Raw genomic sequence first — 13809 nt, 5'->3', positions numbered from 1 at the left:
TCTTAAATCCATATCCTTTATTTTTTGGTTTCGTGGGCTTCTGTGTGGATTTGCTGTTTTACGCGTTTTACTTGTTTTGCTCCTTTGTGATGCCCATAAATACGGCATTTGGAGCGAAACAGAAAACGGCGTATTTTGTTTTACTGTTGTTACATAAGGAGAATAAATGCTGCAATGGTTTAGAAATTTAAAAGAGAGATTTATAGAGTGCCAGGGGCTGAAGCGATTTGACAAAAACTTTTGGGCTCTTGTGGATATGCAGCAGTATTGCAAGGCGCATTATGATCTTGATATATTCAATGAAAAAGATCAGATAGCGACACTTCCCGCGGAATGGAGGAACGAAAATAAAAAATGCTACAGGGCTTTGTTTATGGTAAAGGCTATCATTGACGGGTATAACGATAAGGAGTTAAAAAAGCTTTTTCGCGTGTTTGTCCCCACGGTGGGGGGCATGTGCTAAATGCCCAAAAGATCTCCAAGGATGTCTTGGACTTCTTTTATCTCTTCTTCACGCTGTATTTCGTTCATGGCTTTTGTGGTGTTGTCTCGCGGCGTTATCTTGTCGGAGAGTTCCCATACCTGTTGTTTTAGCCTGATGTTTTCCTGCAATGTTTCTACAAGCAGTGATTTTACCTGTTTATCATCCATAGTGACGTCTCCTTTTATGTTTGAGTTTTTCTTCCCCCCTTATCATACATCAAGGAGACTTCAGTGTGGATACCACACCAACATAGGAGGCAGTTGTGAAACTAAAAAATATGACGCTCAAAGCGCGGTTTGACGCGAAGGGGTTTTCGGTGGTGAAGTACGCCAGGGCGCACGGGCTGTGCCAGCCGACGCTGAGCCTCATCCTCAGCGGAGACGCGCAGACTACGGGCAAGAGAAAAACCGCGAAGGGCAACACCCGAAAGGCGTATGTGAGACTGAAAGAAGACGGCGTGTGGATCGGGGCGCTGCCGTGGGAGGCAAGCACATGAACAGCAGCGAACTGGGGACGATACTGAACATCCCGCCAAGAACAATACAAGACAGGACGCTAAAAGCAGCAGAAGCCGGCACCGGGCATATCAAGATCGGCGAGAGGCATTTTAGGTTTGAGACGGTGCGGGGGCATTATGCTTATGAGGAGGTGTTCGCCGAAGTGATCGACACAAGTGACAACGGCCTTGCGGCGGCGTGGCGGCTGGCAAGCGGAGAGAAGCAGGAAGAGGCCCTGCTGAAGGAAAAGCTTGTACGGGACTACCGAAACCGCCCGGAAAAAGAGGGGTGGAAAAAGTTTCTTGCCCGAGTAGCCTACAAGTACCGCCAAATCGCGCCCACCAAGTCCAAGCTGTTTAGGTGGCTGGAGACGGTGAAGCGGTGCGAGGATGAGGGGCTGACGGCGCTTGACCATCTGCTGGATACTCGCGGCAAAAGCAGCAACAACCGAAGCTACAGCGAAGAGATGTACGCGCTTATGGAACGGCTCTTTTTGGAGAACCCTTCCATCCGGAAGACGAAACTGCATACATATATGCAAGAGTCTTTCGGGGGTGATACGCCCAGCTACGCGACGATCAGCAGGATGATCGCCCGCTACAAAGCCGAAAACGTCCTCATCGCGACGCTGGCGGACAACCCTGCGCAAGCAAATAACAAGCTTCGTCCCGCTCCCGGGAACGCTTCAGAGGCGGCGGCGTACAACAATGCGCTGTGGGAAATGGACGGCACACCGGTGGATGTGATGTGCGAGGACGGGATACGCTACCAGCTCTCCGCGGCGATCGACGTGTACAGCCGCCGCGCGGTGGTGGTGGTGACCCCTACTGCCAACGCTTCCGCACTCGGCAGGGTGTTCAAGAAGGGGATCACGAAGCTTGGCGTGCCTGAGGCGGTGAAGTTGGATAATGGGAAGGAGTACAAGAGCCGGACATTTGAGTACACCTGCTCAAGGCTGAAGATAGAACAGCAGTTTACGATGCCCTACAGCGGCTGGCAGAAGCCGCACATCGAACGGTTTTTCGGGACGCTCACAAGGGATCTGTTCGAGGAGCTTCCCGGATACATCGGGCACAGCGTCGCGGAGAGAGAAGGCCTGCAAAACAGGGAAACCTATGAAGAGAAGATCAAAGCAAGAGAGCGTGCAAACGCGCTGATACGGCAAGGGCACGCGGCGGCGAAGAAGCTTGCCGCGGCGCAAAAGGCGGCGGATGCGTACCTCCCTACGACGCTGAGCCGAGAGCAGCTTGAGGGGTATATCGACAAATGGATAAACCGCTACGAAAACCGACAGCACCGCGGCATCAAAGAAACCCCGCTTGCGCGGTGGGACGAATGCGCGATGCCGGTGCGAAGGATCAGCGATGAGCGGGTGCTGGACGTGTTGACGGGACTGAGCGAAAAGAAAAAGATATCCAAAAAGGGGATCGTGTGGAAGAAATTATCGTATTGGCACGATGCGCTCTCTTTGCGTGTGGGGCAGAGCGTGTGGGCGCTGAGCGATGACGATCTGGGGTATCTGTACGTGTACGATCTGGAGATGAAGTTCATCTGCAAGGCAGAGAACGCGGAGCTTGTCGGAAAGAGCCGCGCGGAGTATATGGCATCGCGCTTCTTTGACGCGAAAGCCAAACGGCTGATCGCGCAGCTGGTTGAGATCAGGCGCGAAAAGCCGGAAAGATACCTCTCCCTTATCGATGAGGCCGGGATACGTCAAAACGACATCATAGAAGCGGCGCTGGAGTTCAAGAGCGAAGCGGTATCTGGGGTGCGGGCTTCTTTGGCCGAAGAGAGCGGTTATGGCGATGCGGAGCAGGAAGCGCTGCAAGATCATGCAAAAGAGACGGCGCTGATCAACGGTCGTCCGATATTTGGCTCGGTGTCGGAGCGTTTCGCTTTTGATCTGGAAAACGGCACGGTGGATGAGAACACCAAACGGCTTGCGGACAAAAACCCCGGATTGTGGGCGATGGCGCTGGAAGAGTGGGAAAAAACAAAAGCGGGGTAAAAGGTTTGACAGGGGGATGTCTTCATCTCCCGATCAAGTCTTAGGCCGAGACTTAAAAAATAAAAAAAAGGATACACCTTGAGTAAACGAGAATTTGTGAAGACGGAGAATTATACAAAAATGTACGAACTGCTGTCAACGCTGATCGATATGGAAGGCAACCCGGAGCGCATCGGGCTAGGATACGGCAACCCTGGGCTTGGGAAGACCACCGCGCTGGAGCGTCTGGCAAAGGAATTTGACGCGCTGTTTGTAACGATCATGGAATCTTCGACGCCTTCGACGATCATCAAAGACATCGCCGAAGCGTGCGGGGTCAGCAAAGACGGCAAACAGCAAGACGTGGTCAAACGCATCATCGCGACGCTGATCTATGAGCCGCGCCCGCTGATCGTGGACGAGATAGACCGCGCCATCAGGGCTGATCGGATCGGGATACTGGAGAATATACGCGACATCCACGACCTTGCGCACATCCCGGTGCTGTTTGTGGGGATGGATCAGGTCGAAGCGAAGCTTCAGCGCTACAAGTATCTCTATGACCGCATCGTGGTGAAAAAGAGCTTCGGCGCGACGCGCGGGGATGACCTGGAGAAGTTCATCGACTTGTGCGGCATCGAGGATAAAGACGGGTTTCGCCCCGTCAAAACCAAGCAAGACCTCAGGGCGTACCTGGTCGGCAAATACAGAAGCGTTAGGGCGGTCAAAAACATCCTGAAACTCACCGAGCTATGGTGCGACGCCAACGACGTGCATGAGATCGACCTTGCGCTGTACAGACAAGCAAAAATAGAGGCAAAACGGCATGATAAAGTGTAAAGCAAGAAGAAAAAGCGAACGGCAGTTTGTGTGGGAGTACCTGCGGCGCAACCGATTGTGCGTGATCGAAGAGCTGTTGGTTTTAAGCAGTATGAGCGAAGAGAGCCTGCGGGGGTTTTTCGGACAGCTTGAGCGCGCCGGATACGTTAAGCAGAGGCAGGAGATGCGAAGCAAGAAATCGCCAAAGGCCTTTGCGTCAAGGGTGTATACGCTCGTGAAAAACACGGGGATCCTGTGTCCGGTATGGGTGGATAAACAAAAGCGGCTGTTTGATAGGAACGAAAGGGCGATGCGGGTCAAAGACACGCATATAGACCTGCCCATCACGGTCAATGCCGAGGGGCTTATATGCCCCGTCGACCCGCTGGAATATGCCAAGGGGAGGATACGGCAGATACTGGCAAATAACAAAGAGGCGATCACGCAAGAGGAGCTTATGGCGCGCAGCGGGCTGAGCCAAAACGCGTTTGACGCGGCATGCAGAGCAATACAAGAGGAGGCGGGCGATGTTCAAGCGGATCAAAAGACGGCTGTTTAGGCGGAGCGGCCCTCAGTACCTCTATATCGGGTACTGTGCCGGAAGGCCGTATATCATCATCGATGACGGCCACAAAGTGTAGAAAGGAAAAAGATGACAAAAGAGCAAAACCCGGATTTTGAAGAGATGATGGCGATGGGCGTGGAGTGCGGCATGTGCGGCGGGTGCAGTTTGTATCTGTGGGCGCGCCTTTTGGACGAGTGGCAGCCGCTTGACGGCAGATGCCAGATCAAAACCAAATTCGGGCAAGTCCGGGCGGATACGCCCAAGTGCAGCTACTACGTCAAGCGCGGCGACCTTTGAGACGGGAGGAAAAATGGGAAATTTATGGGAGATAATGGGGTGCGAGGAGTGCGGATACAGAGCAAAGACATACAACGGATGCTACAAGTTCGGCCTTTCCAAAGAGGAGATCAATGCAGGCGCGCGCATCACGACACTCAAAAACGGCGAATATACAATGAGCATGCAGCAGCACTGCCCGCATGCGGCAAAAAAGAAAAGGAGATAACATGATAGTAAAAGGCTGGAAAAACGGGGAGTTTCATCTCGTTGATACCAATGACAACGCGTGTCTTGAGGCGTTCGCCGAAGAGATGGACAAAACGGAATATGTGACGGCCTATGATGCGGGGGTGGTCGAACAGCACAAAGAGCATCACTTTAAATCAAAGGAGGAAAAATGAGCCAAAACAACGAATGGATCTCGCTGATCTCAGCCGCACAGCGGCTGGGATGCACGGTAGAAGAGGTGGAGCGGCTGATCAAAGGCAAAAAACTGGAGAGTAAGACGAAATACGGCAGGACGCAGGTGACAAAGCAGTCGGTGTATAATCTTTCGGGGCTGAAAAACGGCGGAAGGCAGACGGAAAAAAAACGAGGGCGCCCCAAAGAGCGCCTCTCTTTTGCGGACGCGGCGGCGGAGCTTGGTGTGGATGAGACGCACACACAAGCGCTGGTTGATGAGGGGAAGCTTGAATATGCGGTCATGGACGACGCAACGGACGGTGTGACGCGAAAAAGCGTTAAATCGGCAAAAGGTAAAGAAAACCCGACACAGGAGGAAGCGGATTTTGTTTCGTACGGCATCAAGGAAGAACCGTGCAGCGGCACGGAAGAGAAGCAGGCCGGCCGCACGGATACGGAGAGAGAAGAAAAAAGCAGCGAAGCGCATGAATGCGCAATCCTTCTTATAATAGCCCAAAGCGGCGGCGCATTTTCAAAGGACGACATCAAAGAGGCGGCGGATATCGCGTACAGGCTGGGGAAGCTTGCGGTGTATGAAAGCTTGGACAGTTTTGAAAGGAGGCCGGCATGAGCGAAGTAAAAATGTGGATAAATAAAAGAGGCGATCAGGTACACCCGGACCTGGTGCCGCACGAGGAGAAGCTAAAGACGGAGCTGGTGCAGAAGATCATCGGACGCGCTGAAAAAGGCGTGAATATCATGATGCACTTTAAAAAATACGTCACCGACGAGATCGGCGACTATATGGGCATGATGCGCGAAAAATACGGGCTTGACCCGATGCGAAACTCCCCCAAAGGGAACCTCTCCATAGAGAGCTATGACGGGCTGATGAAAGTGCAGATCGCCGTACAGCAGCACATTGATTTTGATGAGAAGCTGCTGCTGGCCAAAGAGAAGATCGACGAATACCTCAAAGAGATCACGGCCGATGCCGGAGCGGACATCCAGACGCTGATCACGAAGGTCTTTGACGTGGACAAGCAGGGGAACGTGAATGCTAAAATGATCCTGAGCCTCAAGGGGTACAAAATCTCGCACCCAAAATGGAAAGAGGCAATGGAGATCATCGACGAGGCGGTCGAGATCGTGGGAAGCAAGAGCTACATACGCTTTATGAAACGAAAAAGCGTGGACGAGAAGTGGGAAAACATCTCGCTTGATTTTGCATCGGTATAAAGGGGAAAACATGTCGTTTTTTTTGGGAAAACAATCGCTCAGAGAGCTTGTGGGCGTGCATCCGTATCTGGCATTTGCCGTAATGGAGGCGATCAAAATATCCAAGCAGGATTTTATGGTACTTGACGGCCTTCGAACGCAAAAAGAGCAGGAGAAACTGGTCGCAAGGGGGGTCAGCAAAACGAACAACTCGTACCACCTCTACGGACTGGCAGTGGACCTTGTGGCGTACGTGGACGGCAAGCCAAGCTGGGAAGAGAAATACTACACGGCAATCGCCGAGGCGATGCAGAGCGTCATCAAGCGGCACAATCTGCCCATCGAGTGGGGATATGACAAGTGGGGGTGGGACCTGCCGCACTGGCAGATCACGCACGACCCCGTCAGCGGGGCGGACATGAGAAAGCTTTATGATGCGCGCGGATTCATCGGTACGGCGACGGTGTGAGTAGGGAAAACGTAAATTTATAGAGCCCGTCAAGGCGGGCTTTATTGAGTTTACAAGAAGGGAGAGTGGAAAATGGCAATCGCCGACAAAGTGTGCGAAGAGCACGATAAAAGCCTTGGCTGCAGCGCGCTTGGAAGCCGGAAGTTTAAAGAACACGACGCAATACGCAAGCTCAGCGCCGCGCTTGGGGAGAGGATGCAGCCGTTTTTTTCGCACGGTTCTCTAATGGGAGACGAACTTGTGCTCTATCTGACGCATCCGGGCATCGTAAGCGAATTTGGGATGCAAAAAGCACAGATACTCGGGAAGATGAGGGAGATATACAAAGAAGAAAACCTCAAACAGTCTATCACGTTCAGGAGGGTTAGGGCCGCGCTTAAGCCAAAGCCAGCGCCGGCAACAGAAAAAAAAGAAAGCACTGCGGACAGAGCAACGGGGGATTTTGAGATCTTTGCTGAGGACGAGGGCATCAAAAGGCGCTTTGAACGCATCAGGGCACAGATCAAGGCGAACAATCAAGGGGGATAGGAAAATGAAAGAGGAAAAAGGGTTAAAGTTTGTTTGGGCGCAGGGCAAGGTGCTCACAAAGAAAGATTTTGAGATAGACGACAAGGTCGCCTACATCGACGGCTTTGTTTTTTCACGGTCGGTAACGCTGATCTACTCACCGCCGAAGCAGGGGAAAACGTGGCTTGCCTACGGCATGGCAAAAAAGATAGCTTCAGATGAGGACATCGACGAGATCTACTATCTGGATATGGACAACTCGGTCTCGACACTCAAAGAGAGGAAAGTAGACGAGCTGCTGATCGTGCATCAGAAGATCCACTACCTCACGAGGGGGACCATAGGGTGCGACCCGCTTGAGCAGCTCTCTCAAATCGCAGCGGCGGCGATACGGGAGGCATATGCGGGGGTGGCTTTTTTCCTTGATACGACTAAGGATTTTGTGGATACGGAGTCAAAAACGCAAGCCGCGGAGTTCATGAAGCATTGTGTACGGATACGCGATGCCGGCGGGACGGTCATCATCCTGCACCACGCCACGAAGAATGAAAGAAGGATATCGGGCAGCCAGGCGTTCATCAATACGCCGGACAATGTCTACAGCATGAAGCAGACAGGGGAGCTTAATGGCATTATCAACTATCAGCTGACCGTGACGCATGCAAGGGGGCTTGTCAAGGACTGCAAATGGAGCGTCGACACCCAAACGCTGGAACTGAGCGAGTATGACCCTGTGAGTTCGGGAATGAGCAAAGAGGACAAGCAGGCTGTCGAAGCGGGCATCGCCGCACTGAAAAATGCGCCCGAGGGGCTGAGTATGTCGAAGATGATCCTCGGCATGGGATACAGCGTGCCCTCCGACCGAAACGGGAAAAGGCTTGTGCGGGAGCTGACGGGCAAGTACTGGAACGTAGAGGAAAAAAGCCGCAACAACCACATCTACCATCTTTTGGAGGAAAAAGCATGACACACAAACAAAAGGCCTATAAAAAAGAGCTGATCAAACAGCTGCACATATCGCAGAGATACCAAGGGTACTACAAAGAAGAGGAAGAGGAGTACAGAGCGCTTCTTGAGAAGCATTTTGGGGAGAGAAGCTCCAAAGCGCTAAACATCCCGCAGCTTCTGGCCCTGGTGAAATACTTCAACTACGACATCCCTGGCCTGCCGATCATCAAAGACCGTTCCAAGGAGGTTACAGAGGCGCAGATCAGCCTGATATTTGGGCTATGGAGCGCTTACGCTCAGGATGTGAGCGATAAGGCTTTACGGGCGTTTGTAAAACGCATCACGGGGAACACCTACCTGCATGTAGACAAGCTCTCCAAAGCAGATGCCACCATGGTGATCGTGGCGTTGAAAAACACACTCAAGGAGCGATAGGATGATGTGCCCAAAATGCGCGAATGAAAAAACGATAGTGCCAAAAACCGAGAAGATCGGCGGCGTAGTGAGGCGTCTGCGCTTTTGCAGCAGGTGCGGGTTTTCGTTTACGACGACGGAGCGGCCGAGTTTTACGCTATTTACACAAAAGGAGAAGGAAGAGTATGAAGAGTACATTGCTGGTGAGCTTGCTCAAGTCCAAAAAGACGAAAGCCGATGAGATAGAAGAGGCTATCGCCTCTTATCTCAGAGACGTCAAAGCACAAAATAAAAAAGAAACGGAGAAGTTCGTCTCAGACCTGCTGGTGTATGTGACGCAAAATGTGGAGAACATAGACAAAGAGACGCTGCTTCGCATCGTGGAGGCAAAGATAGGCGCGCTTGGCTACACGCTGGACACCGCCGCACTGGAGGCCCTGCACGAAAAGGCCGCCGCTGCCGCCGCCGCGGAAGTCGGGGCGGCGTTTGTGTTTGACAAGACCGATGCGCAGGTGCTCGAGTCAATGCAGCGGGCTTTGGTGTGGATGAAGGAAGACGGCGCGGCGAATACACAGGACAGGCTCAAAGAGATCATTGGTGAGGCGATGAAGGGTGATATCAAACTCAATGAGCTTGGAGAGACGCTGAGGAATGAGTTCGAGGGGGTCATCGACGAGAGCGCGCGGTACTTTCAGGGTGTGAGCGACCATGTGATACGACAAAGCCAGAGCGTCACGAGGGCGTACCAGTTTGAAAAAGCGGGGGTAGAAGAGGTAAAAGTCGTGGCAGTCATAGACAAGAAGACCTCCGCGGTGTGCCGCAGCATGCACGGGCGCATCATCCCGATAGCAGCCGTGAAGTCACAGGCAGACGCGATCACGGCAGCCGAATCGATAGAAGAGAAGAAAGCCGCCTCAAGGTGGCAGTCTGCCCCGATCTTCGGTAAACTTCCCTCGGATGTGGCGCTGCCTCCATATCATTTCAGATGCAGGACTATTGTGGTAGCATATTTTAGACAAAATGCGGAAATTGACGGTAAGAATGTGAACGGTTCGCTACTTCCGGGGGAGAAGTACAAGGGAAACAAAGAGGTAGTGTTTAGCCATGTGGATAAGAATTTTCAACGCGAATATGTGGTGACGGACAAAACGTTCGAGCATGGAGGAAACCCGCACAATGTGCCGAAAAAGGATATCATCGCAGGGCTTAACAGTTTGGAAAAGATGGCATTTCACAGAGAGTTTTCAAACCGTACTGTAGGCTACAGTTCAGACAAAAAGCTTTTTTACGTCTTTGAAGAGGGCGAAGTGGTGACTGTTTTTGATCAAAGGAAGAAAGACTATTTTAAACAAAATGCCGACATTGGCACGATAGAAACGCATTCGGAAGTAAAAAAAGGAGAAGAAGATGAGAGAGTTTAAACTATATTTGGGTCGTATGGTGGTGCTGAGGACAGAGGGCAAAGAAGCCGGCGTTCTTGATCCTGAAGAAAAAGAAGAGAGATATGGCTATATCGCATTTAGCAAAGTGGACAAAGATGGGAAGTTGCTCGAAGCGGGTTTTCAAACTTGCCATGCGAAATACCTTGCCGAGAGCCTCAAAGATGACCCGCTTTTCGAAGAAGAAGCGCATATAGAGGTATGGAAGTACCATCAAGAAAAACTCTATGAGTTCGACGGCACGCTCTATGACGCGCTGCTGGTCGCAGCGAACGAGGGGGCAAAATACGATGTATGAGGAAGCTATCGCACAGTTTTTACGGCAAGGCGCCGAAATGCTCCGCACGGAAGCAACCAACGAAGCCCCCGTTATCAGCGGACGGCTACGAGGCGACATCACGGTGTTTCCTCAGACCAAACTCACGGAGATCAGCGTGGGAAACACCAGCCTGATAGATTATGCGATATACGTCTACTATGGCACAAAGCCGCACACGATCAGGCCGAAGAAAAAAAAGGCGCTTAAGACCCCTTACGGGATCTTCAAAAAAGTGCAGCATCCGGGAACCAAAGCCAACCCGTACTTAGATGACGCACTGGAAAGTCTGGTACGTTCGGGCAGGCTGGAAAGGCTTTTGGGCGGGTTTGGCGACAGGATGGGCGAAGAGATGTTTAAGAGCGTCACGGACGGGCTTAGGAATATTAAAGTAGAATAAGAGAAGAGCTTACAACCGGTCACGGGGTAGTGTTCAAGGAGGCTTTAACCTAAACACACGTTTTGCTTGTTTCGTTGTTTTGCTCCTCGCAAAGCCCCATAAATACGGGGCGTAAAATAAAACATATTTTTCTTTCTTTGTTTTGCTTCTCGCTAAAAAACTGTCTCTCTTGATGTTCGCCTTTTTTCCCGATGTTGAAACTCTCTACGGGTCTATGGTAGCCCAAGCTACATAACCCGCGTGTACACTATACATCGTCTGCGTTCATCAGCAAACTGCGCAAGTATATCTTCGCGGGTCATATTAGCCTCCTTTTCTTGAAGTGTTATTGTCATGCAGTTTTTTTCCTTTCGTGTTTTATATCCATAATTCCAAAATGGAATATGGACTCTCTGATGCATCTATCAAAGCAGACAATTCTGCTTCTTTGTCAAATAGTGCCTGTATCTTATTATCGACTTCTTTTGCAATTGCAATGATCTGCTCTGCTGTTAAAGTTACAAACCCGCTTGGCGTTTTCCACTGACACGTTATCGTGCTGTCTAGGGAAGCTTTTAATGCTTTACCCGTAAACAAAGCAATCGTCTCAGGGCTAAATACCTCCGTAAATCCGAAGATGTCCATAGGTTCAAGCTGCTTTTGCTGTCTTAGTTTTTTTAAGGCTTCTTTGGCCTCAATTTTTTGAGTTTCAATATCTTTTTTCTCAACTCTGTAAGTTACAACCAAAACGTCATTCTCAAACTCTTCGGATACAAAAAATCTGTTTTGTGTCTGCTCATCATATTCACCATTCACAATATTTAGCGGATACCAACCATGCTGTGCTCTTTGTGCATCAGTTAGTGTATGAAATCCGCCAACACCTTTAAATCTGCTTCGTAACCCAACGGGATAAACCCATCGATTGTTTTCTTTATATGCGTACATTGTTTACTCCTTATTCTTGTGGATAGCCGGTGTTACTAAAACAGACACTATCTGTATGGTTGTTGTTGCCTATACAGTATGACGCTGCTGGTAATGCAGGAACATCAGTATAAGTTCCATCAATATTTTGCTTTTTTACCCCAATATAAGGAGATACATTTTTCGTAGGATGTGCCATGTACTCACCGTTAGGGCTGAACCAGATAGGCACATAACCAGAAGCAAGATTAAATAGATTACTTATTTTCACATATTGTGAGTCATTTACGCTATATGTGTATATAACTGCCGATGTGTCGAGCGCAAACAAATGTTGCCCATCAGCTGAATATACCAAGGAACCAAGGGTTACACTTGGCAGAGGGTTTGGGTTAGTAATCTTAGTCAATGTGTCTTCCACTCTTCGATAATTAATCAATTTTTGAGTGATGTTACTTATAGAGACGTGTAAACTATCTGGAGACCATGCTATGTTTTGTCCATAATCACTTGTAATATTTGTCGGCATTACATCAGGGTTAGCAAGTTTTACCCATGTGTCCCCGTTTCTTTTATACCACGAAAACCACGGAGACACGCCATGAAGAAGCACTAGATAATTCCCATCCGGTGAGAAGGAACCGTAAGTAGTTCTCACTGTAGGAGCCACGTCAAATGGCGATGTAATTTGAGTTAACTTTCCATCACCGCCTATCGTGTATATTTTTACATAAGGAGAATTGGCTCCGCATGCTAAAAACAGATCGCCTGCCTTTGTCATATTTGCGGCTACGCTTCTGCCTGAACCTACTGAAGGGCTGAAAGCTTGAACCAAATTGAACGCATTTCCTGCTCTTTCGTAAACATATACCGTCCCTCCATAGACATAAACATATAGATAATCATCATTTGGGCTAAATCTAACAAAAACTGGTTCTTCTGTTGGGGCGTTCGATATGGTTGGCAACTTCGTAAATGTATCTACGTCTTGATTGTAAATATGCAGATAGGGTGAGCTGTTTGACCCAACAACCAGCATCGGCGTCGTATCAAACTCCAGAGGTGTGGTTAAGGTCAAAGAACCCCATGCACTGTCCGCATAAGTTTCACTGTTATGTCTCGCTTCAAATGTATAGGTTTTGTTTGGTTGCAATACACCGACGGGTATTCTTATTGTGTATTTTTTGGTAGTATTTTCCAAATCTTCCCAGATAACCGTTCCGCTCTCTTTTACCCTCCATGAAGTAGAAACGTGTGTATCTGTTCCGTTATAGCTTACAAACTCCGATGTTTCTATATACGGTAATATGGATGGGGTATCTGCACCTCTAACTGTTACAATTGGAGTTTGAGAAAATGCTGTTGGCGTTGTAAAGCTTACCGCATCACTCCATTCGCTTACAAAGTTGTATGATTTATAGCGCACTCTTGCATAGAGCAAAGTATCAGTTAACTTATAGTCAGGCTGCCAAGTTGTAAGATTGCCTGTATAGCTATCATCAACAATATTTGAGAAGTCTACCGTATCTGAAACCTGCCATTGTGTATGAGTGTGAACGCCGTTAAATCCCGTGACAGTACCGTACGACGAAGATGTCAACTCTCCAGCAAAGTTTGTAGCACCTGTAAGCGGATAGGTGATGGACGGCTTGTTAACCATAATGTCCATACTGATCTGCCCGAAGCCGTTTTGTTCGATAATCGTGTCTATCTGTTCGTTTGTGTATCTATCTTCCCAAAACACCTCTGCACCATTCGTAACAAGCACTTTTCCGCTATTGCCTGTCTGGTCCGGGAAAGAAGCTGTACCGCCGCCTGCGGCCTGGTTTGTGATGTCTATCACTTTCATAAATTCCCCCTGTCTGTAGCAAGTTTGATCTCAGCGGCAGGAGAATCGCCACTCAAAAAAACCGTCCTGTCCGTCCTCAGAAACTCAAGTTCGGACAGCACGAACCACTCTCTTGAGAGATCGTTTGTGTACGAGAAGAGTACGTCATGGGTTCTGTGCAGATTTTGCAGCATGATCACTTCGCCATCGTTGACGACAAATTGCACGATCTCCCACGGACCGATGATGATGTCTTTTTCATTGTTGTTTAGCGTAACCAATTGCATTTTTACTCCTTTTTTTTTATTTTCTCTGACATGCGTACTTGATA

22 protein-coding genes are annotated in these 13809 nt (G+C 49.7%); 17 read left to right on the top strand and 5 right to left on the bottom strand.

Annotated features, from left to right (window positions below):
* The first annotated feature begins 166 nt into the window (after positions 1 to 166).
* Positions 167 to 463 carry a hypothetical protein gene (locus PHY84_RS10875; protein ID WP_299859721.1) on the top strand — a complete coding sequence of 99 codons (297 nt, stop codon included), beginning with the start codon at positions 167 to 169 and terminating at the stop codon, positions 461 to 463.
* Here the strand turns inward: PHY84_RS10875 and PHY84_RS10870 are convergent.
* Positions 460 to 651 (bottom strand): hypothetical protein, encoded by a 192-nt coding sequence (locus PHY84_RS10870; RefSeq protein ID WP_299859719.1) that lies wholly within the window; start codon positions 649 to 651, stop codon positions 460 to 462. The genes PHY84_RS10875 and PHY84_RS10870 overlap by 4 nt on opposite strands.
* Before the next feature lie 95 nt (positions 652 to 746).
* Here PHY84_RS10870 and PHY84_RS10865 point away from each other — a divergent pair, with 95 nt between their 5' ends.
* From PHY84_RS10865 to PHY84_RS10790, 16 genes are all read left to right on the top strand, one after another.
* On the top strand, positions 747 to 980 hold the full coding sequence (locus tag PHY84_RS10865; protein WP_299859717.1) for a hypothetical protein: 234 nt from the start codon (positions 747 to 749) through the stop codon (positions 978 to 980).
* Complete coding sequence (locus PHY84_RS10860; RefSeq protein ID WP_299859716.1) at positions 977 to 2989, top strand: DDE-type integrase/transposase/recombinase; 2013 nt, start codon at positions 977 to 979, stop codon at positions 2987 to 2989. Before PHY84_RS10865 ends, PHY84_RS10860 begins: the two co-directional genes overlap by 4 nt.
* Before the next feature lie 78 nt (positions 2990 to 3067).
* Complete coding sequence (locus PHY84_RS10855) at positions 3068 to 3808, top strand: ATP-binding protein (RefSeq protein ID WP_299859715.1); 741 nt, start codon at positions 3068 to 3070, stop codon at positions 3806 to 3808.
* Between the two features lie 289 nt (positions 3809 to 4097).
* Complete coding sequence (locus tag PHY84_RS10850; protein WP_299859714.1) at positions 4098 to 4346, top strand: hypothetical protein; 249 nt, start codon at positions 4098 to 4100, stop codon at positions 4344 to 4346.
* Positions 4347 to 4439: 93 nt separating this feature from the next.
* Complete coding sequence (locus PHY84_RS10845) at positions 4440 to 4649, top strand: hypothetical protein (protein ID WP_299859712.1); 210 nt, start codon at positions 4440 to 4442, stop codon at positions 4647 to 4649.
* Positions 4650 to 4662: 13 nt separating this feature from the next.
* Positions 4663 to 4857, top strand: coding sequence for a hypothetical protein (locus PHY84_RS10840; RefSeq protein WP_299859711.1), 195 nt, complete (start codon positions 4663 to 4665; stop codon positions 4855 to 4857).
* 1 nt (position 4858) lies between these two features.
* Positions 4859 to 5032, top strand: a complete 174-nt coding sequence (locus PHY84_RS10835) for a hypothetical protein (protein ID WP_299859710.1) — start codon at positions 4859 to 4861, stop codon at positions 5030 to 5032.
* On the top strand, positions 5029 to 5664 hold the full coding sequence (locus tag PHY84_RS10830) for a hypothetical protein (protein ID WP_299859709.1): 636 nt from the start codon (positions 5029 to 5031) through the stop codon (positions 5662 to 5664). Before PHY84_RS10835 ends, PHY84_RS10830 begins: the two co-directional genes overlap by 4 nt.
* On the top strand, positions 5661 to 6272 hold the full coding sequence (locus PHY84_RS10825; protein ID WP_299859707.1) for a DUF3164 family protein: 612 nt from the start codon (positions 5661 to 5663) through the stop codon (positions 6270 to 6272). Before PHY84_RS10830 ends, PHY84_RS10825 begins: the two co-directional genes overlap by 4 nt.
* Before the next feature lie 10 nt (positions 6273 to 6282).
* Entirely contained in the window at positions 6283 to 6720 is a 438-nt protein-coding gene (locus tag PHY84_RS10820; RefSeq protein WP_299859705.1) for a M15 family metallopeptidase, read from the top strand.
* Positions 6721 to 6792: 72 nt separating this feature from the next.
* Entirely contained in the window at positions 6793 to 7248 is a 456-nt protein-coding gene (locus PHY84_RS10815; RefSeq protein WP_299859703.1) for a hypothetical protein, read from the top strand.
* A 4-nt stretch (positions 7249 to 7252) separates the two neighbouring features.
* Positions 7253 to 8194, top strand: a complete 942-nt coding sequence (locus PHY84_RS10810) for an AAA family ATPase (RefSeq protein WP_299859701.1) — start codon at positions 7253 to 7255, stop codon at positions 8192 to 8194.
* Positions 8191 to 8610, top strand: a complete 420-nt coding sequence (locus PHY84_RS10805) for a regulatory protein GemA (protein WP_299859699.1) — start codon at positions 8191 to 8193, stop codon at positions 8608 to 8610. Before PHY84_RS10810 ends, PHY84_RS10805 begins: the two co-directional genes overlap by 4 nt.
* A 164-nt stretch (positions 8611 to 8774) precedes the next feature.
* On the top strand, positions 8775 to 10010 hold the full coding sequence (locus tag PHY84_RS10800; RefSeq protein ID WP_299859697.1) for a hypothetical protein: 1236 nt from the start codon (positions 8775 to 8777) through the stop codon (positions 10008 to 10010).
* Entirely contained in the window at positions 9997 to 10326 is a 330-nt protein-coding gene (locus tag PHY84_RS10795; protein ID WP_299859695.1) for a hypothetical protein, read from the top strand. The genes PHY84_RS10800 and PHY84_RS10795 overlap by 14 nt, the downstream gene beginning before the upstream one ends.
* On the top strand, positions 10319 to 10744 hold the full coding sequence (locus PHY84_RS10790; RefSeq protein ID WP_299859694.1) for a hypothetical protein: 426 nt from the start codon (positions 10319 to 10321) through the stop codon (positions 10742 to 10744). Before PHY84_RS10795 ends, PHY84_RS10790 begins: the two co-directional genes overlap by 8 nt.
* A gap of 49 nt (positions 10745 to 10793) precedes the next feature.
* Here the strand turns inward: PHY84_RS10790 and PHY84_RS10785 are convergent, their stop codons facing one another.
* From PHY84_RS10785 to PHY84_RS10770, 4 genes are all read right to left on the bottom strand, one after another.
* Positions 10794 to 10970 carry a hypothetical protein gene (locus tag PHY84_RS10785; RefSeq protein WP_299859722.1) on the bottom strand — a complete coding sequence of 59 codons (177 nt, stop codon included), beginning with the start codon at positions 10968 to 10970 and terminating at the stop codon, positions 10794 to 10796.
* A gap of 131 nt (positions 10971 to 11101) precedes the next feature.
* Entirely contained in the window at positions 11102 to 11671 is a 570-nt protein-coding gene (locus tag PHY84_RS10780) for a DUF4376 domain-containing protein (protein ID WP_299859693.1), read from the bottom strand.
* A 10-nt stretch (positions 11672 to 11681) separates the two neighbouring features.
* Positions 11682 to 13499 carry a hypothetical protein gene (locus tag PHY84_RS10775; protein WP_299859690.1) on the bottom strand — a complete coding sequence of 606 codons (1818 nt, stop codon included), beginning with the start codon at positions 13497 to 13499 and terminating at the stop codon, positions 11682 to 11684.
* The gene (locus PHY84_RS10770) at positions 13496 to 13765 is read right to left on the bottom strand and encodes a hypothetical protein (RefSeq protein ID WP_299859689.1); all 270 of its coding nucleotides are present in this window, start codon (positions 13763 to 13765) and stop codon (positions 13496 to 13498) included. Before PHY84_RS10770 ends, PHY84_RS10775 begins: the two co-directional genes overlap by 4 nt.
* Positions 13766 to 13809 lie beyond the last annotated feature (44 nt).

Source organism: Sulfurimonas sp., from assembly GCF_028694605.1.
Taxonomy (GTDB): Bacteria; Campylobacterota; Campylobacteria; order Campylobacterales; family Sulfurimonadaceae; genus Sulfurimonas.
This window is presented reverse-complemented; position numbering and strand designations above follow the sequence as displayed.

Excerpts from the sequence above, each read along its gene's own strand:
- PHY84_RS10875 (WP_299859721.1), top strand. The coding sequence starts at position 167 with ATGCTGCAATGGTTTAGAAATTTAAAAGAGAGATTTATAGAGTGCCAG.
- PHY84_RS10870 (WP_299859719.1), bottom strand. The coding sequence starts at position 651 with ATGGATGATAAACAGGTAAAATCACTGCTTGTAGAAACATTGCAGGAA.
- PHY84_RS10860 (WP_299859716.1), top strand. The coding sequence starts at position 977 with ATGAACAGCAGCGAACTGGGGACGATACTGAACATCCCGCCAAGAACA.
- PHY84_RS10850 (WP_299859714.1), top strand. The coding sequence starts at position 4,098 with ATGCGGGTCAAAGACACGCATATAGACCTGCCCATCACGGTCAATGCC.
- PHY84_RS10845 (WP_299859712.1), top strand. The coding sequence starts at position 4,440 with ATGACAAAAGAGCAAAACCCGGATTTTGAAGAGATGATGGCGATGGGC.
- PHY84_RS10840 (WP_299859711.1), top strand. The coding sequence starts at position 4,663 with ATGGGAAATTTATGGGAGATAATGGGGTGCGAGGAGTGCGGATACAGA.
- PHY84_RS10835 (WP_299859710.1), top strand. The coding sequence starts at position 4,859 with ATGATAGTAAAAGGCTGGAAAAACGGGGAGTTTCATCTCGTTGATACC.
- PHY84_RS10830 (WP_299859709.1), top strand. The coding sequence starts at position 5,029 with ATGAGCCAAAACAACGAATGGATCTCGCTGATCTCAGCCGCACAGCGG.
- PHY84_RS10825 (WP_299859707.1), top strand. The coding sequence starts at position 5,661 with ATGAGCGAAGTAAAAATGTGGATAAATAAAAGAGGCGATCAGGTACAC.
- PHY84_RS10820 (WP_299859705.1), top strand. The coding sequence starts at position 6,283 with ATGTCGTTTTTTTTGGGAAAACAATCGCTCAGAGAGCTTGTGGGCGTG.
- PHY84_RS10815 (WP_299859703.1), top strand. The coding sequence starts at position 6,793 with ATGGCAATCGCCGACAAAGTGTGCGAAGAGCACGATAAAAGCCTTGGC.
- PHY84_RS10810 (WP_299859701.1), top strand. The coding sequence starts at position 7,253 with ATGAAAGAGGAAAAAGGGTTAAAGTTTGTTTGGGCGCAGGGCAAGGTG.
- PHY84_RS10805 (WP_299859699.1), top strand. The coding sequence starts at position 8,191 with ATGACACACAAACAAAAGGCCTATAAAAAAGAGCTGATCAAACAGCTG.
- PHY84_RS10800 (WP_299859697.1), top strand. The coding sequence starts at position 8,775 with ATGAAGAGTACATTGCTGGTGAGCTTGCTCAAGTCCAAAAAGACGAAA.
- PHY84_RS10795 (WP_299859695.1), top strand. The coding sequence starts at position 9,997 with ATGAGAGAGTTTAAACTATATTTGGGTCGTATGGTGGTGCTGAGGACA.
- PHY84_RS10790 (WP_299859694.1), top strand. The coding sequence starts at position 10,319 with ATGTATGAGGAAGCTATCGCACAGTTTTTACGGCAAGGCGCCGAAATG.
- PHY84_RS10780 (WP_299859693.1), bottom strand. The coding sequence starts at position 11,671 with ATGTACGCATATAAAGAAAACAATCGATGGGTTTATCCCGTTGGGTTA.
- PHY84_RS10775 (WP_299859690.1), bottom strand. The coding sequence starts at position 13,499 with ATGAAAGTGATAGACATCACAAACCAGGCCGCAGGCGGCGGTACAGCT.
- PHY84_RS10770 (WP_299859689.1), bottom strand. The coding sequence starts at position 13,765 with ATGCAATTGGTTACGCTAAACAACAATGAAAAAGACATCATCATCGGT.